Here is an 18640-nt window from a genome sequence, read left to right as displayed (position 1 = left end):
CGTCATAACAGCGGTTAATGAAAATGCCCTTGGAATACAGAAGGGTCCCCATCGCGCCGTCACACAAAACCGGACGCGCAGCCAGGGCGGTAATAAAGGCTGAATCAGAAGAACTCATGAAAGAAGCTGCTTATCTACCATCCTAACTGAAGCGGGCTCGCTTGCTGTGGGTAACAGATGCGACGAGCTCAATCTTCGGCTTCAAAAACTGGTCTTTCGTTCTCTGCCGTTCTCTCGGGGATACCTGTGGGACGAGGCAGCCGACGGCTCCGATGCCTGCTGTTACGATTGTGGTTAACGATCTTTGCCGCGAGGTCTTCCATGAGCGCCACCGCAGCTCGACCGGCTTCCGCCGAGTACGACTCTTACTATCACCGCTATATTTCGCTCGTACCTGAGCAGGATGTGCTGATCTCGCTCGACCAGCAGTTGGCCGAAACAATGATCCTTCTCCGCAGCCTCTCCGAGCAGCACGGTACCTTTCGTTATGAGCCGGGCAAGTGGAGCGTGAAAGAAGTGCTCGGGCATGTGATCGACACCGAGCGCATCATGTCGTACCGCGCACTGCGCATTGCGCGCAACGATCGCACGCCGATTGAAGGCTTTGAGCAGGATGACTACGTAAAATACGGCAGCTTCGATAACCGCAGCGTCTCCACTCTTGGCCGCGAGTACGAGCAAGTACGCCGGGCAACTATTTCCTTTTTCAGGAATTTAGAACCTGATGCCTGGCTGCGACGCGGCATTGCCAATAAATTGGAAATCAGTGTGCGAGCACTGGCTTACATCATCGCCGGCCATGAGCTGCATCATCGTAGGCTCTTGAAGGACAAATACGGTCTGGGAATCTGAGAAGACTTAGCGAACCCTTCCCGCTGACGGAGTAGAGACGGGGCATGCCCCGTCTCTGATGGTGATGTCAAAGGCTCCGACTGCCCAGGCCCAGACGCTGCATGCCGCGTCTCTACTGCTTTTTCACTTGCCGCAAGCCCGCGTGACGCTCCGGCGCGATCTGCTTGTAGAAAAAGTCGATCAAATCCTGCAGCAGCGTCTTGCCATTGACCTCAAGGTTGAGCGGAAGACTGTGCCCCATGCCGTCAATCAGAAAAGTCTCGTGTGGCAGGCCAATCGCCTTGGCGCGCGCGTCGATCTGTTCCGCCGCGCTCACAGTGATCGTTTCGTCTTCCTTGCCATGAATGATGATGAGCGGCGGTCCGCCTTTACGGATCCAGTTCACTCTCGGTCCCATCGTGCCCCACATGTCGGCGACCGCACGAAAGTGCGGCGGTTTGAAACCGGGATTGTAGGCGAGCAGCATGGAAGTTACGGCTCCCGCTGACGATCCGCCAATGAACATGCGGGTTGTGTCCGCATGGAACTTGACTGCGTTCGCCTCGATCCAGCGGGTTGCGTGATCTGCGTCTGCGACTGCCGCCATCACTGCGCGAGTGTACTCGTCTTTGGCGTCGCCCGGCGGGTCGTCTGGAACGAGACGATAGTTGATCGAGGCGCAGACATATCCCCTCGCCGCGAACTCACGGCAGAGACTCGTCATCTCGCTCTTATCGCCGAAAAGGAACCCGCCACCATGGATAGCGATCATTATCGGACGCTTCCAGCCAGTTGCCGCCGTATCCGGCTCGTACAAATCAAGAAAGAGTGCCCGTTTCGTGAGTTTCGGCGTGCGCACTTCACCGCTGCCGAACTGAAGGTTGCGCACTACCTTCACCTTAAATTGCGGATCCTTGAAAAGAGTTGCCGTCGTCGCTGAGGACGCGGCAATCGAGAGGATGAGAAAACAAGCTGCTGCAACAATTTTGCGCATGAACATCATTACTTTAGATGACTTGATTTTGCCTCCGGCTCAACTTCCAATGGAGCTTACCGATGTCCGAAGCCATATTGCCACTGCCGTCGCAAGTGCAATCGAGACCATTGGCTCGATGGGTTTCCGTGTTGGAGGTGTTTGCCGCCTGGGGGCTAATCGAAGCGACTACCTGGGCCCACGGCAGAACTCAGTCGGGGCTCTTCTGGATTTCGGCCTCATTTATCTTCGTCAGCACTATCGCTCACCGTCCGCGATTGCGCGATCTCGGGCTCGGGCTGCACGGCCTGCGCTCTACTCTGTGGGTGATTCCAGCAGCCATCGCGATCTCCGGGATCGCGGTTGTCATCGCACAGCATCTAGGAACTCTGCACCCGCTATTCGGCGTGATCGGAATAGCGACGCACTCCTTCGCTTACTTCATCTGGGCGATGGTTCAGCAATTTATTCTTCAATCCTACTTTTTTCTGCGTCTGGAGCAACTGCTTCCGAGCCGGTTAGTAGCCATTGCAAGCACGGTCCTGTTTACGCTGGTGCACATTCCCAATCCGGTACTGATGAGCGTCTGCTTCTTCGCAGGGTGGGCTGCCTGCGAGATCTTTCGTCGTCAGCGCAACATTTACTGCCTCGGCGTGGCGCACGCGATCCTCGGACTTACGATCGCGGTCACCGTTCCCAACGACATCCAGCGGCATATGCGCGTAGGCATCGGCTACTTCCACTACCACTCGCAAACTGAGATTCCGCCAAAAGCGTAAGCGCGCACAATCCGTAATTGGGCTCATTTAAAACATTCATGATGCCAGAGCAGGTCTTTGGAGTAAGGCCTGTTGGGATCGGTAAGGGAGTTCTGGCGTCCCATGAAGTAAATATCGAAGCTGGACAGTGCACCTGAGTCCTTCGGCCATCGACCAGTGTTCCAGGAACGACATAGATACTGACCGTAGTAAAGCCGGTAATTTCCATACTGACCAAGTGAAAGGTTCATCAGGTATTTTCGCCAGCGCTCATCTTTGTATTGATCCGCAATACTCGCGGGCTTCTCATAGCTAACTGGGCTCTCCGGATGTAAAACGTTCACGTGAGTTCCATCGCGCAACTTTCCCTCTACCACGTACCAACCATCGTAGGTGAGCGGATTGGGGGCAAACATATCCCAGCGCTGATCAATGGCAAGGATCAGACCTATCGTGTCGCCGCCCGGCTGAAACGGCGTCGGCAAAATAGACGATAAATTCCAGAATGACACATATACGATGAACAACGCTCCCATCACTGTCGACGCAATAGACGGCCTTAGCTCGAGGCGGCGAGGTTTAATCCAGTCAGTAAGCCCGCTTAATCTCGTTCTGTTTCGCTCAACCGATTCGTAAAGACGGTTTCCAAGCGCGGCAATCGGGGAGAAACGCAAGACTGGAGCCAGCGATGCAAATAAAGGCGAAAGCGCTACGAGTTCCACCAAGCCTTGCCACTTGTACCAACGCTGCTGGTTGGACCCGACTACGATCCAGCTCCTTTGCTGCTGCATCTCGAGTTCCGTCACGGGAAACTCTTCGGCAGGTACAAGTGTTACTCCCTGAATGAACAGAAAGCTTCGTAACACCCGGACGGATTTGGAGCAGAACGAACAATGGCCATCGTAAAAAACAAGTACTCCAGATCCGTGCCTGGCGTCATCGCACGCCCACGGCAAAGTCTTTCGGATAAGCGACCGGTTCCAAAACCAGGTCGGCAGCAGCGGTAGTGCTGCGATGCCGGCTACGTAAGGAAAGTGGCCAAGACGGATCGACAAGCCCAACGCAGTATGCAAGGTGAGAATGAGAACCGCAGCCAGCAAGCGTGCAGGACCAGCAAAGATCGGGAGAAGGGTGAATACCGGAATAGCGCTCTCGTGAATTAAGGTTTCGCGCGTGAGCCATGGGAGGATTTTCGGGAGGTGTAAGAGAAAACGTCCCAGGGGAGTCGACATCTGTTGGATGCTCAGTGCATAGAAGACAGCAGTGTGATTTACACGCCACTCAGGAGCAGTTTTCAAGGTCACAGCGAAGATATAGAGCAGGGCAATCTGCGCCATCATCGCCAAGCCAAACGTCGAAAAATATACTGGCGTTCTAGCGAGTCTTTGCTCTTCGGGAGTCGTGTCCAGCGCGGCATCCACTGAGTACATCGCGCCTAGCGGTAAAAAAATCGCGATAAAGGCAAGCAACCGGAGGTAAACATCGCCACCTTGCAAGATCACAGGATTTCTCATTTGCAAGGAAATCAGCATGAACCAGCTAACGAACGACGCTAGTCGAGTGCGAATCCCAAACAACAGCATGAGAGCAAACAGGCCTGCTATCACAAACAATGCTGCTTGGAATACAAACTGACCGCTCATCAAGTGAATCGAAAAGCGCTCTGGAAGAGCAAAATTCTCAAGCAGAGCCGCCCGCGGCAGAATTCCCGAGTCAGTGTAGAAGACGGTCAGATCGCGCGCTCGGGCAATGAGATCTCCAATCAAAACCACGGCCAATCCAACGCGGAACAGCGCTAAGGAACGCAGATCCAGGCTGTAAGCTCCGCGCAAGTATGAAGCGAGTCGGACTATGGGCTTGGTTAAAAGTCGCAGCGGGTTTAGCCGCGGTGCCTTCGGAATTTCGACAGGAGGCTTCCCTGTGGCGAGTCTTCTTTCCAGAACGGTCATTGGGGGGGCGCTTCGCCACGACCTTATTACATGTGTCGAGACAGGCGTGACCGCTTTTCGTTATCACAAAAAACCAAAGTAACAAGGGGAACGGTTGAACAAGGAGATTCTCACAACTCATTCTGGCCATTGAGTTTTCCGAGTGGGACCTGACTTACGTAACTTGAGTGTCCAGCTAGATATCGGCTAAGTTCTGGCATAGCGCGCGGACCCGCACTCGGGCGCGGTGTTGCGCTTTTCTCGGGAACCTGGAATGACTAGAGAAAGACAAGACGGCTTCACCTTGCTGGAAGCACTGTTGGTAGTTGCCATCGTATTAATCGTTGGCGCGATCACGGCTCCGCAAATATTTCAGATTATCGACGCCCAGAAGCTACAGTCAGCCGCTCAGAGTTATGCCGGCCTCATGCAAGTGGCACGGACTCGATCCATACAAGACAACCAGGCTTACCAGGTACTGAGTGCTGTGAATAACGGCGCGTCCGTAGCCTATGTCGATTTCAACGGAAATAGCCAGTGGGATCCGCAGGAGCCCGCGGTGCAGATGCCTACCCCGATCGACATCGCGCAGACTAATGCGCCACAAGGCGTGCAGGGCTTCGATACCGTAAGACCATTGAACACAATCCCAGTTCTCAATTTAGCAACGACCCCATCGATGGTTAATACTTCCGGTCTGCCGAGCCCGGGTATCGCGTTCAATGAGCGTGGACTTCCGTGTCAGCGTACAGCGGTCACTGCCCCCTGCAACAACATATCCACTGTCATCACGGGCGGCGTTTCGGTGGCAACTCCGGTGGCTTGGGTTACATACCTGCGATGGACGAGGCGAAATGGCAGTGGATTTGATTGGGCAGCCGTAAGCGTCAGTCCTGCAGGTCGCATTAAAACATGGCGATATCAAACTGACAACGGTGGGAGCTGGCAATGAAGAGAAATATACATTTCCGCTCACGACGGAATCGACAGGCCGGATTCAGTCTGATTGAGCTTCTCGTCGCGATGTTCATTCTTGTAATCGGAGTTCTCGGTGGGATGATCATCATTCTCACCGCGATCGCTAATAACGCGCGCAGCCGGTTTGACAGCACCGCCGTGACATTGGCGCAGAGCACGATGGACCGCATCCTTGTACTATCCGCGTCTTCTACTGCTCAGAGCACCTCCGTGACCGACTGCAAGGGAGTCGTACACGTGATGAACACGACAGGATCGAATGGGGGATCTGGCGCGCCGCTCACATCGCTTGCAGTCGATAACGGCACCCAGATGATTGACTTCACTCAGGCTCCGGTTAACGGCTACCAAATGAATTACACACTGTGCGCGACCGGGGCGGCGGGGACGATTGGTTATGACCAGGTCTATGACGTCCGCTGGCGCATACGTAACATCGTCACTGGAGGGAATTCACAGATAGTGAGTGTCGCTGCAAAGCCTACCGGTGAAAACGCAAACGGAGCGAATCAAGCGCGTTTGTTCAGCCTACCGGTAACCCTGCGTGGAATAAGAGGCAACTGAGATGACGCGATCTGAAAAAAAGCGGAACACACAGGCGGGATTCTCGTTATTGGAGCTCGTCATCAGCATTTTGGTTTTGGTAATCGTAATGGGCGCAATTTTCCACCAGGTAAACAACATTCAGAAGACTACGAGCACGGAATCAGCAAAACTGGATCTCACGGATCAGAATCGACAGTTCGCAGATCAGTTCGCGCGCGACGTCCACATGTCTGGTTATCCCGCGCCGAAGATCTATTCAAACTACCAGGGGCTGACAGATACCAGCGCAGCCTCGGGACTCATCTTTGCATCAACTACAGACCTGATCTTTGAAGGTGACGTGTACGGAAACGGGACAATTTTTCGGGTAGAGTACAAGTATTTTCCCAGCGATCCCGCTGACCCTAATTGTCCTTGTATACGACGTAGCGTCACGGCAAAAACAACGGCTGATCCGCTAACCGGCTACCCGAATCCTGTTTACTACACAGAAGTACAAAACGTAATTGATCCGACAGGAATGAGTGAGCCGCTGTTTACTTACTTTCAGGCTAGCGGCGCTGAAGTATTAGTAGACTCTAACGCCTGCAGTGCACCATCTCCTCTTGGACCTCCGCCGGCGCCTGCGGTTGGTTGTGCCGATATTAAGAACAACACTCCCGTGATCCAGCAGATCGATGCAATTAAGGTCAATCTAAATACAAGATCGAAACAAAACGATCTACAAACACAAAAGCAACAGGTTTACTCCCTCTCTGCCATTGCGGAACTGGAGAACTAACCCGATGAGAAAAAAGAGCGACAGTCACTCAGAACACGGCATAGCTTTGCTGCTTGTGCTGTTCGCGTTGGTTCTGGTGTCGGCAATCGGGCTGGCAATGATGTTCGCAACGAATAGTGAAACCACGGTCGGTACCGGCTATCGCCAGAATAACCTTGCTTACTTTGGTGCAAGAGCTGGACTCGAAGAAATGAGAGATCGTATCCGTGCGAACGCGCCGAATCCTTTGACTCTGCCGACCGTCCCGATCGGTCAACCTAATGGAGTGCTATACGTACTCAATCCTGCAAACGGCGAAGTCGTGCAGCCATGGAGTCCCACGCTTGCAGGTGGAGCGCCAAATCCATATTTCGATGACGAGATATGTCACGAGGTGAATAGCACGGCCATCATCGCAGGCAGCCCCGGCACGTTGGGTGTTCCGTGCCCCACCGCTGCAACCTCTATACCTGCGGGAACCACCTGGTACGTACAGCCGGCGCCCACAGCGCAAGGGATGCCGGGCGGCCAGGTTCTTAGTTACAAATGGACGCGCATTAACCTGAAGATGAATGAGTCCGCTCAACCTTGGTGCGTGCTCGGGAGTGGCAACTGCGGCCATCTACCCTACGCTCCGTACTCGCCGGGAGGACCGCGAGCAGATCAGGTTTGCTACAACGGCAGCAACGAATTCGTTCTTGCAGATGTACGGACTCCAATTGAGGTTCCGGGACTTGTTCCAGGACTCCGGGAGCGTGCCAGCCTGCCATCACAATTGGCAGCGGCAATGGCAATGTTTGCTGGAGGATCAACCGGAAACGGCAATAGTTCTCACTCTAGCGCCACGACAACCTCGGGAAGTTCCACTTCGAGCAGCACCTCAACTTCAAGTTCAACCAGCGGCAGCGGCAGCAGTAGCAGTTCAAGCAGCACAGGTAGCTCCACGGGTCTAATTGGAACTGGCTCGACTACTGGATCGCCGGCGCCGGCATGCGGCACAAGTGCCCCTGCCTTGCCGGGTACGCCTATCGGTGTCGGCGCAGGCCCTATGACGGCAAACCAATGCTCGGACTTGGATTCTCAACCGGTGTACATGCTGACAACGCTCGCAGTAGCGCCAAATGCTACTTCGCCGAATAAAGCGACGCGAATGATCCAGTATGAAGTGGCGAAGGTCGCGATACCCCCCATGCCCGCGGCGTTGACCGTGGCGGGGCACGACCCAGTGATTAGCGGCCTACCCGATTCGAACAACTTAACCATGACTGGAACTGATAGCTGCGCGTCGCCTGGACCACCAGTACCCGCAATCGGAACAACCACTGACGTGGGTCTGAACGGCAATACTGCCGCGCAACAGGCAACCCTCGCACGAAACACGGTGATCAGTCAGATTCCTGTCAATCGATATGGCAACTACACTGGCGCCGATGCCTGTGGCGGCACTCAGCCCGACGTACAGAACGTGATTAACACCTCAAATTCCCTGTACTCGACACCGCAAGGCTTGAACGCAATTGTTCAAGACGTACAGAACGTCGCGACTCAAACCATTTCCGGCAACTATACAGGCGTACCCGATCTAGGCAGTACTTCGAGCCCGGAAGTGACAGTGGTCGATGGCAATTTGACGTTGTCAGGAGCTACCACCGGGGCCGGGATTCTGTTGGTTACCGGCACGCTTACCTACAGCGGCAATTTCACCTTCAACGGCCTCATATTGGTAGTGGGCGCCGGGGTTATGCAAGCTAGTGGCGGTGGCAACGGCAATTTCACTGGAGGTGTTGTTGTTGCACAGATTGGCGACAACAGCGGATGCGCGACAGGAACAAATCCTTGCTACACAACGAATCCCACAGACGCGAACCTGCTGACTCACTTAGGTGTTCCGACAGTCGGCTGGAATGGTGGTGGAACCAACTCACTCACGTTCAACAGTTGCAGTATCCAGTTGGGAATGAACTCTGCGAGTTTCGCAGTAATTGCGCGCCGAGAAATCATCTACTGATGAAAATTTCTAGTAAATCAGCGCAGCGTTAACCCGCTGCGCTTTCTTTTTTCTTTCAGTAAGTTTTGGTCAAGGTGTGAAGAGAACTCTCCAATCATTGAAAAGAGTTGTGTTGCCGGGAACCGATCACGAAATCAAGATCTCCGGCCTGACCCCGAGTTACGGGTGTAAAAAGCCTCCCGCAGAAACTCGACGTGATGGGATTTGGCTGCGGATATCGTTGATGGCTCTCGTGGTGCTTGGCTCTGTAGTTCGCATCATCGCGGTTTTTCAACACAATCCTCTTGAGATTCAAACTACAGATCCTGGACGTTGGTGGTTTACGGCAACCCACCTCTCGACTCTCCAGCCAATCGCCGCAATTGACCCGTTCGGCTATCAGATTTGGCTAGGAATGATCGCCGCCGTTACCGGCGGCAGCCATACTGCCATCGCGGTTCACAATGCCATCCTTTCGGTGCTGACTCCCTGGATCTGGCATCGCTTTCTGAGAGAGCTAACAGGAAATGAAGACCTTGCTCTCACTGGCTGGGCGGTTCTCTGCGGCCTGCCTTCCTGGATCTCTATCTTCTCCTACACGATGAGCGAGACCCTGTTCCTGCCCTGTATGGGTCTGGCTCTTTGGTTCACGATAAAGTTCTTTCGCACGCGCTCGAGCATCGCCTGTTTGGCTTGTGCTGCGTCTTGGGCATTCGCGTCATCCCTACGAATCTACGCGCTGCCGTTTGCTATATTCCTGCTCGCCTTGGGTCTATACAGGAGTTCGCAGAGAGCAATTAAGGTCGGCTACATAGTGGGTGTGTTTGCCCTCTTTATTGCACCTCTGTCATTTCGAACGCACCGCCTCCTGAACGTATGGGATCCCTTTGGATTTCCGGAAATGAACCGCATCTACATGGCTTCAGGAAAGCGGACTCTTCGCTTTGATATTTCCCGAGATAACGGCGCATATCACTGGACTTATGAGTTTGGTTCTCCTGCTCTCTACGAGGAACCGCTCGAGCCGATATCGACCTGGCATTCAAGTCGAGAGGGGATCGTGTACTTCTCAATCGATGAGGCCCATGGGCGAGCGGACTGGGAGCGGGCATTTCAGGCTTCGGCGGTCTCGTGGCCACATCGATTATTGCTGCGAGGAGAGAATTACGTATTCTTCAATTTCTCTCCATCCTGGCCTGATAATAATCCCGACAGGATGTGGGACAGAGCAGCCGTCTCGATGCGCTGGATGTGGGCGCCTTTGGCTCTTCTTGTTCTTCTCGCAAACATCTACTACAGAGACCAACTCGCCGGGGCCGAGGCGCGGGTATTCGCAGTTCTGACGGCAGCGGCTTGGGCACTTACGCCTCTTGCGCCGGCGATTATGGAGGGGAGATATCGCAAGCCTGTCGAGGGCCTGCTCCTGATCAATCTGCTGTTGCTCATCGCCTGCCGCCGACCCACCGAGCCGATTGAGGAATTCGATCGAGCCGAAGACAGACAGGATTTGCTCGTGGTCACTTAGTTAGGGGCTGGCCCTCACTTCAGAGTGGCAGATTGCCATCCAGCCGCGCTTGGCCTGCTGCCAAACTGTGGTCATGTAGTAGCGCGCGGGTGAGGATGAAGACTTAGTCTGGAGTGTCGCCACATAGCTGACAACCATGTCAGCGCCTTCGGGATCGACACGCAAATCTGCGATATCGATGTGCTTCAGATTGAGCGCGCGGAAATATTCAACCGCCTTATCGCGGGTCGCGATACCAGCCGGGCTGGTGAGAGTGTAAATCGGGGCCATTCGACGCTCCGCCACCGTAAAATCCGCGTCTTCGATCGCCTTCCAGAACAACCGCTCGTATGCTTCGGCGCCGGTTGCGTTTTTCCAGGATTGAAGACGGGGCGGTTTGCCTTGGGTGCAACCCACCATTAGAGCTGCCATACAGACCGGCGCCATAAATTTGAGTGCGCGCATTGGTTAGCATTCTATCGGTAGTGATTGGCTCTCGAACTATAGAGAGACTTCAACGACCGTCGGGAGCAGTATCCAGGGTGATTTCTACTTGGACGGGTGGCGCTCGCTACACTTATTGGTATTTCCCGTTTGGGAATCAAACCAGTATGGTTTCGAGTTCGGAAACCGATACGGAGGCAAAGTCCGGAACTACGCGGACCGCTCCAGCCCGCAACAGTTCGGCTGCGCGTGCAGCTTCAGTCACTCCCAGGCAGCGGATCCCTGCTGCTTTTGCTGCCTTTACACCGGAAACCGCATCCTCACACACCAGAAGATCTTCACGTCTGACGCCGAGCTCCTGGGCGGCCCTGCAGAAAACCTCTGGGTCCGGCTTTCCATGCGTGATGTCGTCAGCGGTCACGATGGATTCAAATCGATCATGGATTTTGAGTTGATCGAGAATGTAGCGCACGCGGCTTTGGCTTCCACACGAGGCAACGGCGACCGCAATTCCCTGGGTCGTAAGCTCCTCAAGCAGCTTCATAACACCTGAGATTGGCTCGATATTCATTGCTTCTTCCCGAAAGAGCATTTCTTTCTGATGGCCAAAATCCTTGATCTCGGAATCGGGCAGATCGCCGAGGAAATGCCGCAGGATATCCTCTTTCTTTCTTCCGTCGAGCACAAAATCGAGTTCCCGATCTGAAACTTCGACCTCCAGCATCTCAAAAAACTTGCGCCACGCACGTTTGTGGATGGGATGGCTGTCGATCAGCACTCCATCCATGTCGAAGATCACTCCTCTAAGCATTTTGCTCCTGCGTGATCTGCCTGTTGGCTCGCCGCCAGTTCTCCTGAGCCGATCGATAGTTTTCCATGGTACCAACATCAATCAAGTAGTCATCAATTTCATACGCGGCCAACCTGGCAATGTGCGGTAGTACGTCAAAGCCGATGTCCACAGGAATGCGATCGGGAATCGTATCCAGAAACTTTGAGGCCGTTAGCAAAATTCCGGAGAAGGCAAGATTGCCCCTGGGAATCTTCGGCTTCTCGATGAATTCCATGACCCAGCCATCGTCGTCCACTTGCACGATGCCGCATCGGGAGGGATCCGGAACACGATATACACCGATCGTCGCTTCGGCCCGCATTTGTCGATGACGTTGCAACAGCCGATTCAAATCGACATCGCTCAGAACGTCCGCATAGAAGATCCAGAAATCCTGCTCGTGCGCTACCCAGGAACGATTCGCGCGAACGGTTCCGGCGCTTCCAAGTAGCACTGGCTCATCGGAAACTTGCACGCGCACGTTGCAAGAGGAGTTCTTCTGAAGAAACTCACGCACCTGATCAGCATGCGAATGCAAATTGATCAGAACCTCTTCCACACCGAATTTCTGGCAGCGCTCCAGCCAAATCTGGAGCATGGGAATGCCCTGCACCGGCAGCAGGCACTTGGGTACCGTGTCGGTGAGAGGACGCAGCCGCGTACCATGGCCGGCTGCGAGCAAGAATGCCTTTCTCGGATGAGAAATCATGAGCGAGAAAACGTGGCCGCTGACGCCTGAGTCTCCAAAGGTTCAAATGTCCACTTCATGCCGCCGCGCTCATCGGCATCGATGAAGGGATCGTCGACCACAACTTGCGCGCCCTGGAAGTCGAATTCGAAAGTCATTTCGCGCGCGCCAATCTGCGCGAGACGGCTGCGAACTTTTTCTTGAACAGCTTTAGGACAATACAAGAGCAAGAAACCGCCTCCGCCAGCACCGGTGATTTTGCCGCCAAGAGCGCCTTCAGCGCGAGCGGCTCCGTACATTTCATCGATCTTGGAGGTGGAGATCTTCTCGGAGACCCGCTTCTTGGCCTCCCACCCCTTGTGCAAAAGTTCACCGAACCGATCAAGGTTGCCGGCCTTGAGGGTCGCCAACATGGTGTCTGCGAGTTCGCGGATTTCGTGCAAGCTATCGACGGCGGGGCCGCTTCTCGTCTTCGTCGAATGCTCTTGCTCCTTCAGGATGGTCCAGGAATGATGAGCAGCGCCAGTGAAGAACAGCAACAGATTCGATTCAAGCTCCCGGATGAGCTCAGGATCAAGATTGATAGGTTCTACGGATACGGATTCATCTTCTGCGAATCGAATGAAATTCACTCCGCCGAAAGTAGAGGCATACTCATCCTGCTTGCCAACAGGTTTTCCGAGGACATTACGGGCAACGTGGAACGCACGCTCTGCCAATTCATATTTTGATAACGGAATGCCGAGATAGGTGGTGAGCGTCTTCAGCACATTTACGCAGACGCTGGCGGAGGATCCCAACCCGGTTCCCGGTGGAATCTCGGAGGCAAGAAACAAGTTCACAGATACTGCACAACCCAACTCCTTCATTACCGAAAGGGGAATTTCGAGATCCGTACCTTTGACGGTCATGCGGGAGATGTCTTCCCAAGTCTCGACGACGCGTAAATCGGACGAGATGACCTGCACTTTGCCGTCCGAGCGCTTTTGCAGGATCGTGTAGAAATGTTTGTTGATCGCGGTGCTAAGAACAGCGCCACCGAACTTTTGATAATAGGCGGGAAGGTCAGTTCCGCCTCCGCCAAAACTAATCCGCACCGGCGTGCGAACGATCAACATCCAGAACCTCCGTAAAAACGCGCTCTCGAGCTTGCTGGCTTTGAACAGCCGAGGCTCGCGGAGTCCATATGCGAATCGCGACGGTCCAAAGCGTTTGAAGTAGCAGCGAGAGGTCCAGTAAAGGCGACCAATGCAGCAGGTATTGTAAATCGAAACGCGCTTTGTCCTCTGACGCGTGTTGCTCGCGCAAACCATGCACCTGTGCCAAACCTGTCAGGCCAGGCTTGGCATTGAGGCGTTGGCGCTGCCACTCGGAGTAGTGCTTCACTCTATCCGGCGCTTCAGGCCTTGGCCCCACCAGGCTCATATCGCCTGCAATCACATTCACAAGCTGCGGCAGTTCAGTGAGGCTTAGCCTCGTCAGCCATAAGCGAACGCCTGAAAGCTCAGCGTCATCGCGATTGACGTTCAAACGCCACATCAGGAACGGATCACCGTGAAGCCCGCAGCGAAGCTCGCGCCTGAAGGGCCGGATGCCAGAGATACTCAGGCCCGCAGCTGCTACGATTATGATCGGACTTGCAAGCACGGTGAGGACTGTTGCAATTACCAGATCTGCGACGCGCTTGAGTGCCAGAGCCAATTTCTCCGGATGCCGCTCCTCCAGACACAGCATCGGCAGGCCCTCAACGTCGAGAAAACTCGCTTTGGAGAGGTATAGCTCATATCCTTCCGGAACCAGCGAAACCTTGATTCCAGCGAGTCGGCTGATGCGCAGCAACTTCTGGATCTCCGAAGTGCTGACACGCGGATGTGCAACTACCAACTCGTCTACCGAATAATTCTTCAGCAGTTCGAGCACTCCCACGGTACTTGTAGGCTGGCTCTGCTGCGAATGTTCGGCTCCAATGGGACTCACAGGAACGTCGCTGCTCGAATACAGGAACCCAACGACCTTCTTCATCAGTTCCGGATGACGCCCAATCTTTTCCGCGATTTCGCGAGCCACGCTCCCGTTCCCCATCACCACAACCCGCTGCATCGCGCGGTTTCGTGAACGTGAAGCAACGTATGCACGTATTGCGCACCGGATAAGCGCCAAACCCACGAGCAGCAATAGCCCGAAATAGCAAAGCAACAATCGCGAATACCACTGCCGGGTGAGGAATGCTACTGACAACATCACGCACATTAGCAGTGAGACGCCCGTGACTACCTGGGAAAGAACGCGAGGAGCCTCCCATCCGTCAGAGAAGCCATCCAGACGCATTCGCACGAACAGGAGCGCCCAAACCACCATCGCCACGACGGAAGCGAAAACACATTCTGAGTAGCTGATACGCGATGCTGACGCGCCACCATCAGGGCCGTAGCGCAAAAGGTATGAAATCGTTGCAGCGAGAAGTATCCAGACAAGGTCACCCAGCAGGACTGCAGACCGAAGACGACGACTCATCACGTTCGGGGGAGCCATGACAAAAATTCAGTCGCGACAAACAACCGTCACCCACGCCTGCAGGGACGTGAACTCGACCATCTAGGATTGTGTGGTGAACACAAGTCTTTGTCAACCAAAGACTTGCCCTACGAAGCCCGGGCAGCAACCACCTTTTCCGGCGCCTCTGCCGCGATCTGATTCCTTACCAGGGTGAATAAGCAGTGTGCCACGGAGAGGTGCAGATCCTCGATGATTTGCATACTGTCAGAAGGAACAATCAGGCTTACGTCGCACAGCGACTTCATACGCCCGCCCTCGAACCCGCCAAGCCCTATCGTGAGTGCGCCAGCATCTCTCGCCACCTGCAGAGCCTTGAGTACGTTAGGTGAGTTTCCGCTGCAACTGATGGCAAACGCAATGTCTCCAGGCTGGATAAGGCCGCGGAGCTGCTCCGAAAACACGTCTTCGTAGCCCGAATCGTTCGCCCAGGCAGTCAGGACCGCGAGGTTGTCAGTAAGAGCAGTCGCACGAAAGCGCTTCTGGCCGTTTCCACCATCAACGCACGTCCCTTTAGTCAAGTCGCAGGCAAAATGGGACGCCAGCGATGCGCTGCCCCCATTCCCAAAAAGATAAGCAGTTCGTTCTTGCTGATAGGCACGGTACAGCAGGTGTGAAATCAGATCCACCCGATCCCAGGCTAGCGTTGCTGCACACTGTCCCAAATTAGAAAAATATGCAGCAGCATCGTGGATTCGTTCGGTACCAGACACAGAACCTCCGCATAGGGGGAATTTGCGACCTCACGTGCTCGTCAGTCGTTCTGTCCTAACGCGATCAGGTCTTCACGATTTCCACTCTGACCACCTCACAGCTTCAGTAACTAGCTGATCTCTAAGCCTTCCGATGAGAATTATCGTTGTTGCACCAATGTCGCAGCGCGCGTGTCCGCCGATGCGGACGAGCGGTAAGCCTGCTCCCATTCCCATGCGCTCCGCACAATCTGCTCCAAATCTGAGTGCACCGCTTTCCATCCCAAATCTGTCGAAATCGCTTCCGGGCTTGCACACAGCACTGCCGGATCTCCCAATCGACGCGGTCCGACTCGCAACGGAAGATGCTTCCCGGTCACCCGTTCAACAACGCGGCAGACTTCTTTCACTGAGTGGCTGCGCCCGGTGCCAAGATTGAACGCCTTGAAACCGGGAATGTTGAACCGCTTCAAAGCAGCAACATGTGCCTCCGCTATGTCGAGTACGTGGACATAATCGCGCAGACAGCTTCCGTCGGCAGTTGGGTAATCATCCCCATAAATCTCGAAGAAAGGACGCATCCCCATTGCCGCCTGCAAGAGCAGAGGAATGATATGAGTTTCTGGATTGTGTCTTTCCCCGTGTCCTTCGATCGAACCGCAAGCGTTAAAGTAGCGAAAGGCAACTACACTCCAGTCGTACGCTGAACAATACCACTGAAGGACGCGCTCAAGGGCCAGCTTGCTCTCCCCATAGGCATTGACCGGATTCTTAGGATCGTCTTCCTGGGTTGGGACACGTGTGGGATTTCCATAAACGGCTGCGGTCGATGAAAAAATAAAGTTCCGCACGCCGGCTTTGCGCAAACACTCCAGGAACACAATTCCCGCAGCCAGATTGTTATCAAAAAATGTGCCCGGATCTGTCACCGACTCCGGAATCAGAGCCTTGGCTGCAAAATGAAAAACGGCGTCAAAATCGTTTTTCACCAAAAGCCGCATCACGCGATCAGCATCACCGATATCAATCTGGTGAAATTCCGCGCTCTCCGGCACAGCCTCAGGATGGCCCGCAGAAAGATTGTCAATTACCGTGACGGCGTGGCCCCGCTGGATGAGCTCGGCGCTGCAGATCGAACCCACATATCCCGCGCCACCCGTAACCAGAATTCTCAGCATCAATATGCGCCCGTTCCCTTCAGCACTCGTATTGGCGTAAGCAGCAACAGTTTAAGATCGAGAGCCAGGCTCCAGTTCTGAATGTAAAAAACATCCATTCTAACGCGCTCAGCATAATCGACTCGCTGGCGTCCGTATACCTGCCAGTATCCAGTCAAACCCGGCTTCACAGACAAAAGTAGCACTTTAAAATCGCCATATTTCTCCAGCTCAGGAGGAGAAATCATACGTGGTCCCACGAGACTCATTTCACCCCGGAGCACATTGAAAAGCTGAGGGAGTTCATCGAGGCTGAATTTCCGCAGCCAGGCTCCAATTCGAGTCACACGAGGATCCGCAGTCAACTTGAAATTTTTCTCGAATTCCTCACGAAGCGCGCTGTTCGTCGCCAGGATCGCATCTGCATCAAGCCGCATACTGCGGAATTTATAGGCGTCGAATCCTCCTTTAGAACCCACAACGCGTCGACGGTAAATTATGGATCCGCCGTCATTCAGTCTCACCATGATTGAGATCAGTAAAAACAGTGGACTCAGCAGGATCAGAGCAGCGAGTGAAGCAACGACATCGAAACAATGCTTGATTGAAACGCCGATGCGACGACGCTGCGTGCGTTTGGCTGAATTGCGATGAGGCAGAACTTGTAAGCAGGACTGACGTCGCGGGCGGGCTTCGATGAACATTAGCAGGGACTCTTGTGTCGAGCGAAGCCACCAAAAACGCGACTTCTGAGATATTCCCGACGAGGAGCATCATCGCATAGGTCCTCAACGTAACTGACGCACTTATCAGCTATGGCCTGCTTACTGGCAAGCGGCATTCTGAAATACGACTCGATCGTTTCGGGAAATTCATCTGGATGCCTAACAAAAACGCCTTCTTCAAAGATCACTTTACACCCAGGTAGACCAGCCGCGATCTGTGGCGTCGTCACAATCGGAACCCCGACAGACAGTGACTCAAGGGCTTTATTAGAAATGCCGGCGTTGAGTTCTACAGGGAGAATGCTCAAATCTGTTGATTTAAGATGAGCGGCAATATCATTCACATAGCCCACGAACTGGAATTCTGGATACATCTTCTGGACCTTGTCAGCTCCTGCTCCGGCAACAATCACCTGATAATCCGAGCTGTTTAGTTTCTTGAGGATGTTTCGGAGGAGTCCTAATGCAGCAATGTTTGGTGAATAGGTTAGTTTTCCGTGAAATGAAAGAACCCTAGGGTCATTTTCGATAACCCTCCGCCCACTCGGCTGAACGCTCGGCCCGCAGTGTACTACGACATCAATAGGGGTGGTTACTCCTACAGATCTGAGCCCGCTCGCTTCCCTGTCAGCAGTGCACAGAACCCGCGTAGCCAAGTTGCAGGCCTGTCGTTCGTATCGTTTGACGTTGAACGAATCTAGTTTAAAAGCCCATTTCTTCAATCCTGCTGACGCTGCAGCCAGCTGAGGGACTAAGAGCGAGTAGCAGTCCTGCATATCTAGAACCACGAAGGGATGTCTGACATTCAGATCCTGCAATGGGATTCGTTCAATGTAGACAGCGTCATATGTCGACAGGTCCGTCGCCGCTAAATGTCTGACCAATTGCCGCGAGTGGTAGTACTGATAAACGATAGGCTTACCCAGAACGCATCCAGCCGCGACCCGAGGCACACGATGCCAAGCTCGGTTTGGGAACGACCTCACGCTTTTAAGCTGAACTTCTTTGGGTACGACAATTGGATCACCATCATCGAGATATAAAAGATCGATATCGGCAAACGAGGAGATGTCCGCTAACATTGAGACGGTTCGCGGGCGAAGAGGATTGGGCGGATACGGAACAACGGCAAGAACACTTAGCCTTCCGCTCTCGACAATGGAAAGAGCCTTCCCGTTTGAGATCATGCTCTCGTCGAGAAGCGACGCCATTTTGTGCACAGTCTTTGAGAAAACCGTCATACCTCTTCCCCGACGCGTTGGCGCAGCGACTCGATTCGAACTG

Annotated in this window: 18 protein-coding genes; 7 read left to right on the top strand and 11 right to left on the bottom strand. The window is 54.0% G+C overall.

All coding sequences use genetic code 11. From position 1 onward, the window contains the following. Positions 1 to 321 precede the first annotated feature (321 nt). The gene (locus VFU50_15765) at positions 322 to 852 is read left to right on the top strand and encodes a DinB family protein (GenBank protein HEU5234319.1); all 531 of its coding nucleotides are present in this window, start codon (positions 322 to 324) and stop codon (positions 850 to 852) included. Between the two features lie 112 nt (positions 853 to 964). On the opposite strand, the gene VFU50_15760 is transcribed toward VFU50_15765, so the two are convergent. After that, the gene (locus VFU50_15760) at positions 965 to 1825 is read right to left on the bottom strand and encodes an alpha/beta hydrolase (protein HEU5234318.1); all 861 of its coding nucleotides are present in this window, start codon (positions 1823 to 1825) and stop codon (positions 965 to 967) included. A 62-nt stretch (positions 1826 to 1887) separates the two neighbouring features. On the opposite strand from VFU50_15760, the gene VFU50_15755 reads away from it, so the two are divergent. Further along, a complete protein-coding gene (locus VFU50_15755; GenBank protein HEU5234317.1) occupies positions 1888 to 2583 on the top strand; it encodes a CPBP family intramembrane glutamic endopeptidase in 696 nt (231 codons plus the stop codon). A 23-nt stretch (positions 2584 to 2606) separates the two neighbouring features. On the opposite strand, the gene VFU50_15750 is transcribed toward VFU50_15755, so the two are convergent. Beyond that, on the bottom strand, positions 2607 to 4511 hold the full coding sequence (locus VFU50_15750) for a DCC1-like thiol-disulfide oxidoreductase family protein (protein ID HEU5234316.1): 1905 nt from the start codon (positions 4509 to 4511) through the stop codon (positions 2607 to 2609). A 253-nt stretch (positions 4512 to 4764) separates the two neighbouring features. Between VFU50_15750 and VFU50_15745 the strand changes: the two genes are divergently transcribed. The 5 genes from VFU50_15745 (at position 4765) to VFU50_15725 (ending at position 10286) form a co-directional block, all read left to right on the top strand. Then, positions 4765 to 5442 carry a prepilin-type N-terminal cleavage/methylation domain-containing protein gene (locus tag VFU50_15745; protein ID HEU5234315.1) on the top strand — a complete coding sequence of 226 codons (678 nt, stop codon included), beginning with the start codon at positions 4765 to 4767 and terminating at the stop codon, positions 5440 to 5442. Then, positions 5439 to 6032 (top strand): prepilin-type N-terminal cleavage/methylation domain-containing protein, encoded by a 594-nt coding sequence (locus tag VFU50_15740; protein HEU5234314.1) that lies wholly within the window; start codon positions 5439 to 5441, stop codon positions 6030 to 6032. Before VFU50_15745 ends, VFU50_15740 begins: the two co-directional genes overlap by 4 nt. A 1-nt stretch (position 6033) precedes the next feature. Then, positions 6034 to 6795, top strand: a complete 762-nt coding sequence (locus tag VFU50_15735; protein HEU5234313.1) for a prepilin-type N-terminal cleavage/methylation domain-containing protein — start codon at positions 6034 to 6036, stop codon at positions 6793 to 6795. 4 nt (positions 6796 to 6799) lie between these two features. Then, positions 6800 to 8782, top strand: a complete 1983-nt coding sequence (locus VFU50_15730) for a hypothetical protein (GenBank protein ID HEU5234312.1) — start codon at positions 6800 to 6802, stop codon at positions 8780 to 8782. A gap of 76 nt (positions 8783 to 8858) precedes the next feature. After that, a complete protein-coding gene (locus VFU50_15725; protein ID HEU5234311.1) occupies positions 8859 to 10286 on the top strand; it encodes a hypothetical protein in 1428 nt (475 codons plus the stop codon). Here VFU50_15725 and VFU50_15720 read toward each other — a convergent pair whose 3' ends face one another. The 9 genes from VFU50_15720 to VFU50_15680 form a co-directional block, all read right to left on the bottom strand. After that, a complete protein-coding gene (locus VFU50_15720) occupies positions 10287 to 10730 on the bottom strand; it encodes a nuclear transport factor 2 family protein (GenBank protein HEU5234310.1) in 444 nt (147 codons plus the stop codon). Positions 10731 to 10866: 136 nt separating this feature from the next. After that, positions 10867 to 11520, bottom strand: a complete 654-nt coding sequence (locus VFU50_15715) for an HAD family phosphatase (GenBank protein HEU5234309.1) — start codon at positions 11518 to 11520, stop codon at positions 10867 to 10869. Further along, complete coding sequence (locus VFU50_15710; protein ID HEU5234308.1) at positions 11513 to 12223, bottom strand: nucleotidyltransferase family protein; 711 nt, start codon at positions 12221 to 12223, stop codon at positions 11513 to 11515. Before VFU50_15710 ends, VFU50_15715 begins: the two co-directional genes overlap by 8 nt. 23 nt (positions 12224 to 12246) lie before the next feature. Further along, positions 12247 to 13347: a hypothetical protein gene (locus tag VFU50_15705; protein HEU5234307.1), complete on the bottom strand. Its 1101-nt coding sequence runs from the start codon at positions 13345 to 13347 to the stop codon at positions 12247 to 12249. Next, positions 13316 to 14743 carry a sugar transferase gene (locus tag VFU50_15700; protein HEU5234306.1) on the bottom strand — a complete coding sequence of 476 codons (1428 nt, stop codon included), beginning with the start codon at positions 14741 to 14743 and terminating at the stop codon, positions 13316 to 13318. Before VFU50_15700 ends, VFU50_15705 begins: the two co-directional genes overlap by 32 nt. Before the next feature lie 128 nt (positions 14744 to 14871). Next, on the bottom strand, positions 14872 to 15495 hold the full coding sequence (locus tag VFU50_15695) for an SIS domain-containing protein (GenBank protein ID HEU5234305.1): 624 nt from the start codon (positions 15493 to 15495) through the stop codon (positions 14872 to 14874). 140 nt (positions 15496 to 15635) lie between these two features. Next, a complete protein-coding gene (galE, locus tag VFU50_15690) occupies positions 15636 to 16652 on the bottom strand; it encodes a UDP-glucose 4-epimerase GalE (GenBank protein ID HEU5234304.1) in 1017 nt (338 codons plus the stop codon). After that, positions 16652 to 17335 carry a sugar transferase gene (locus tag VFU50_15685; GenBank protein HEU5234303.1) on the bottom strand — a complete coding sequence of 228 codons (684 nt, stop codon included), beginning with the start codon at positions 17333 to 17335 and terminating at the stop codon, positions 16652 to 16654. The genes galE and VFU50_15685 overlap by 1 nt, the downstream gene beginning before the upstream one ends. Continuing rightward, positions 17335 to 18597: a glycosyltransferase gene (locus tag VFU50_15680; protein ID HEU5234302.1), complete on the bottom strand. Its 1263-nt coding sequence runs from the start codon at positions 18595 to 18597 to the stop codon at positions 17335 to 17337. The genes VFU50_15685 and VFU50_15680 overlap by 1 nt, the downstream gene beginning before the upstream one ends. Positions 18598 to 18640 lie beyond the last annotated feature (43 nt).

It is taken from the genome of Terriglobales bacterium, from assembly GCA_035764005.1.
Classification (GTDB): Bacteria; Acidobacteriota; Terriglobia; order Terriglobales; family Acidobacteriaceae; genus Gp1-AA112.
Note: the sequence above shows the minus strand (reverse complement) of the source record. Positions and strands in the feature narration are given on the sequence as shown.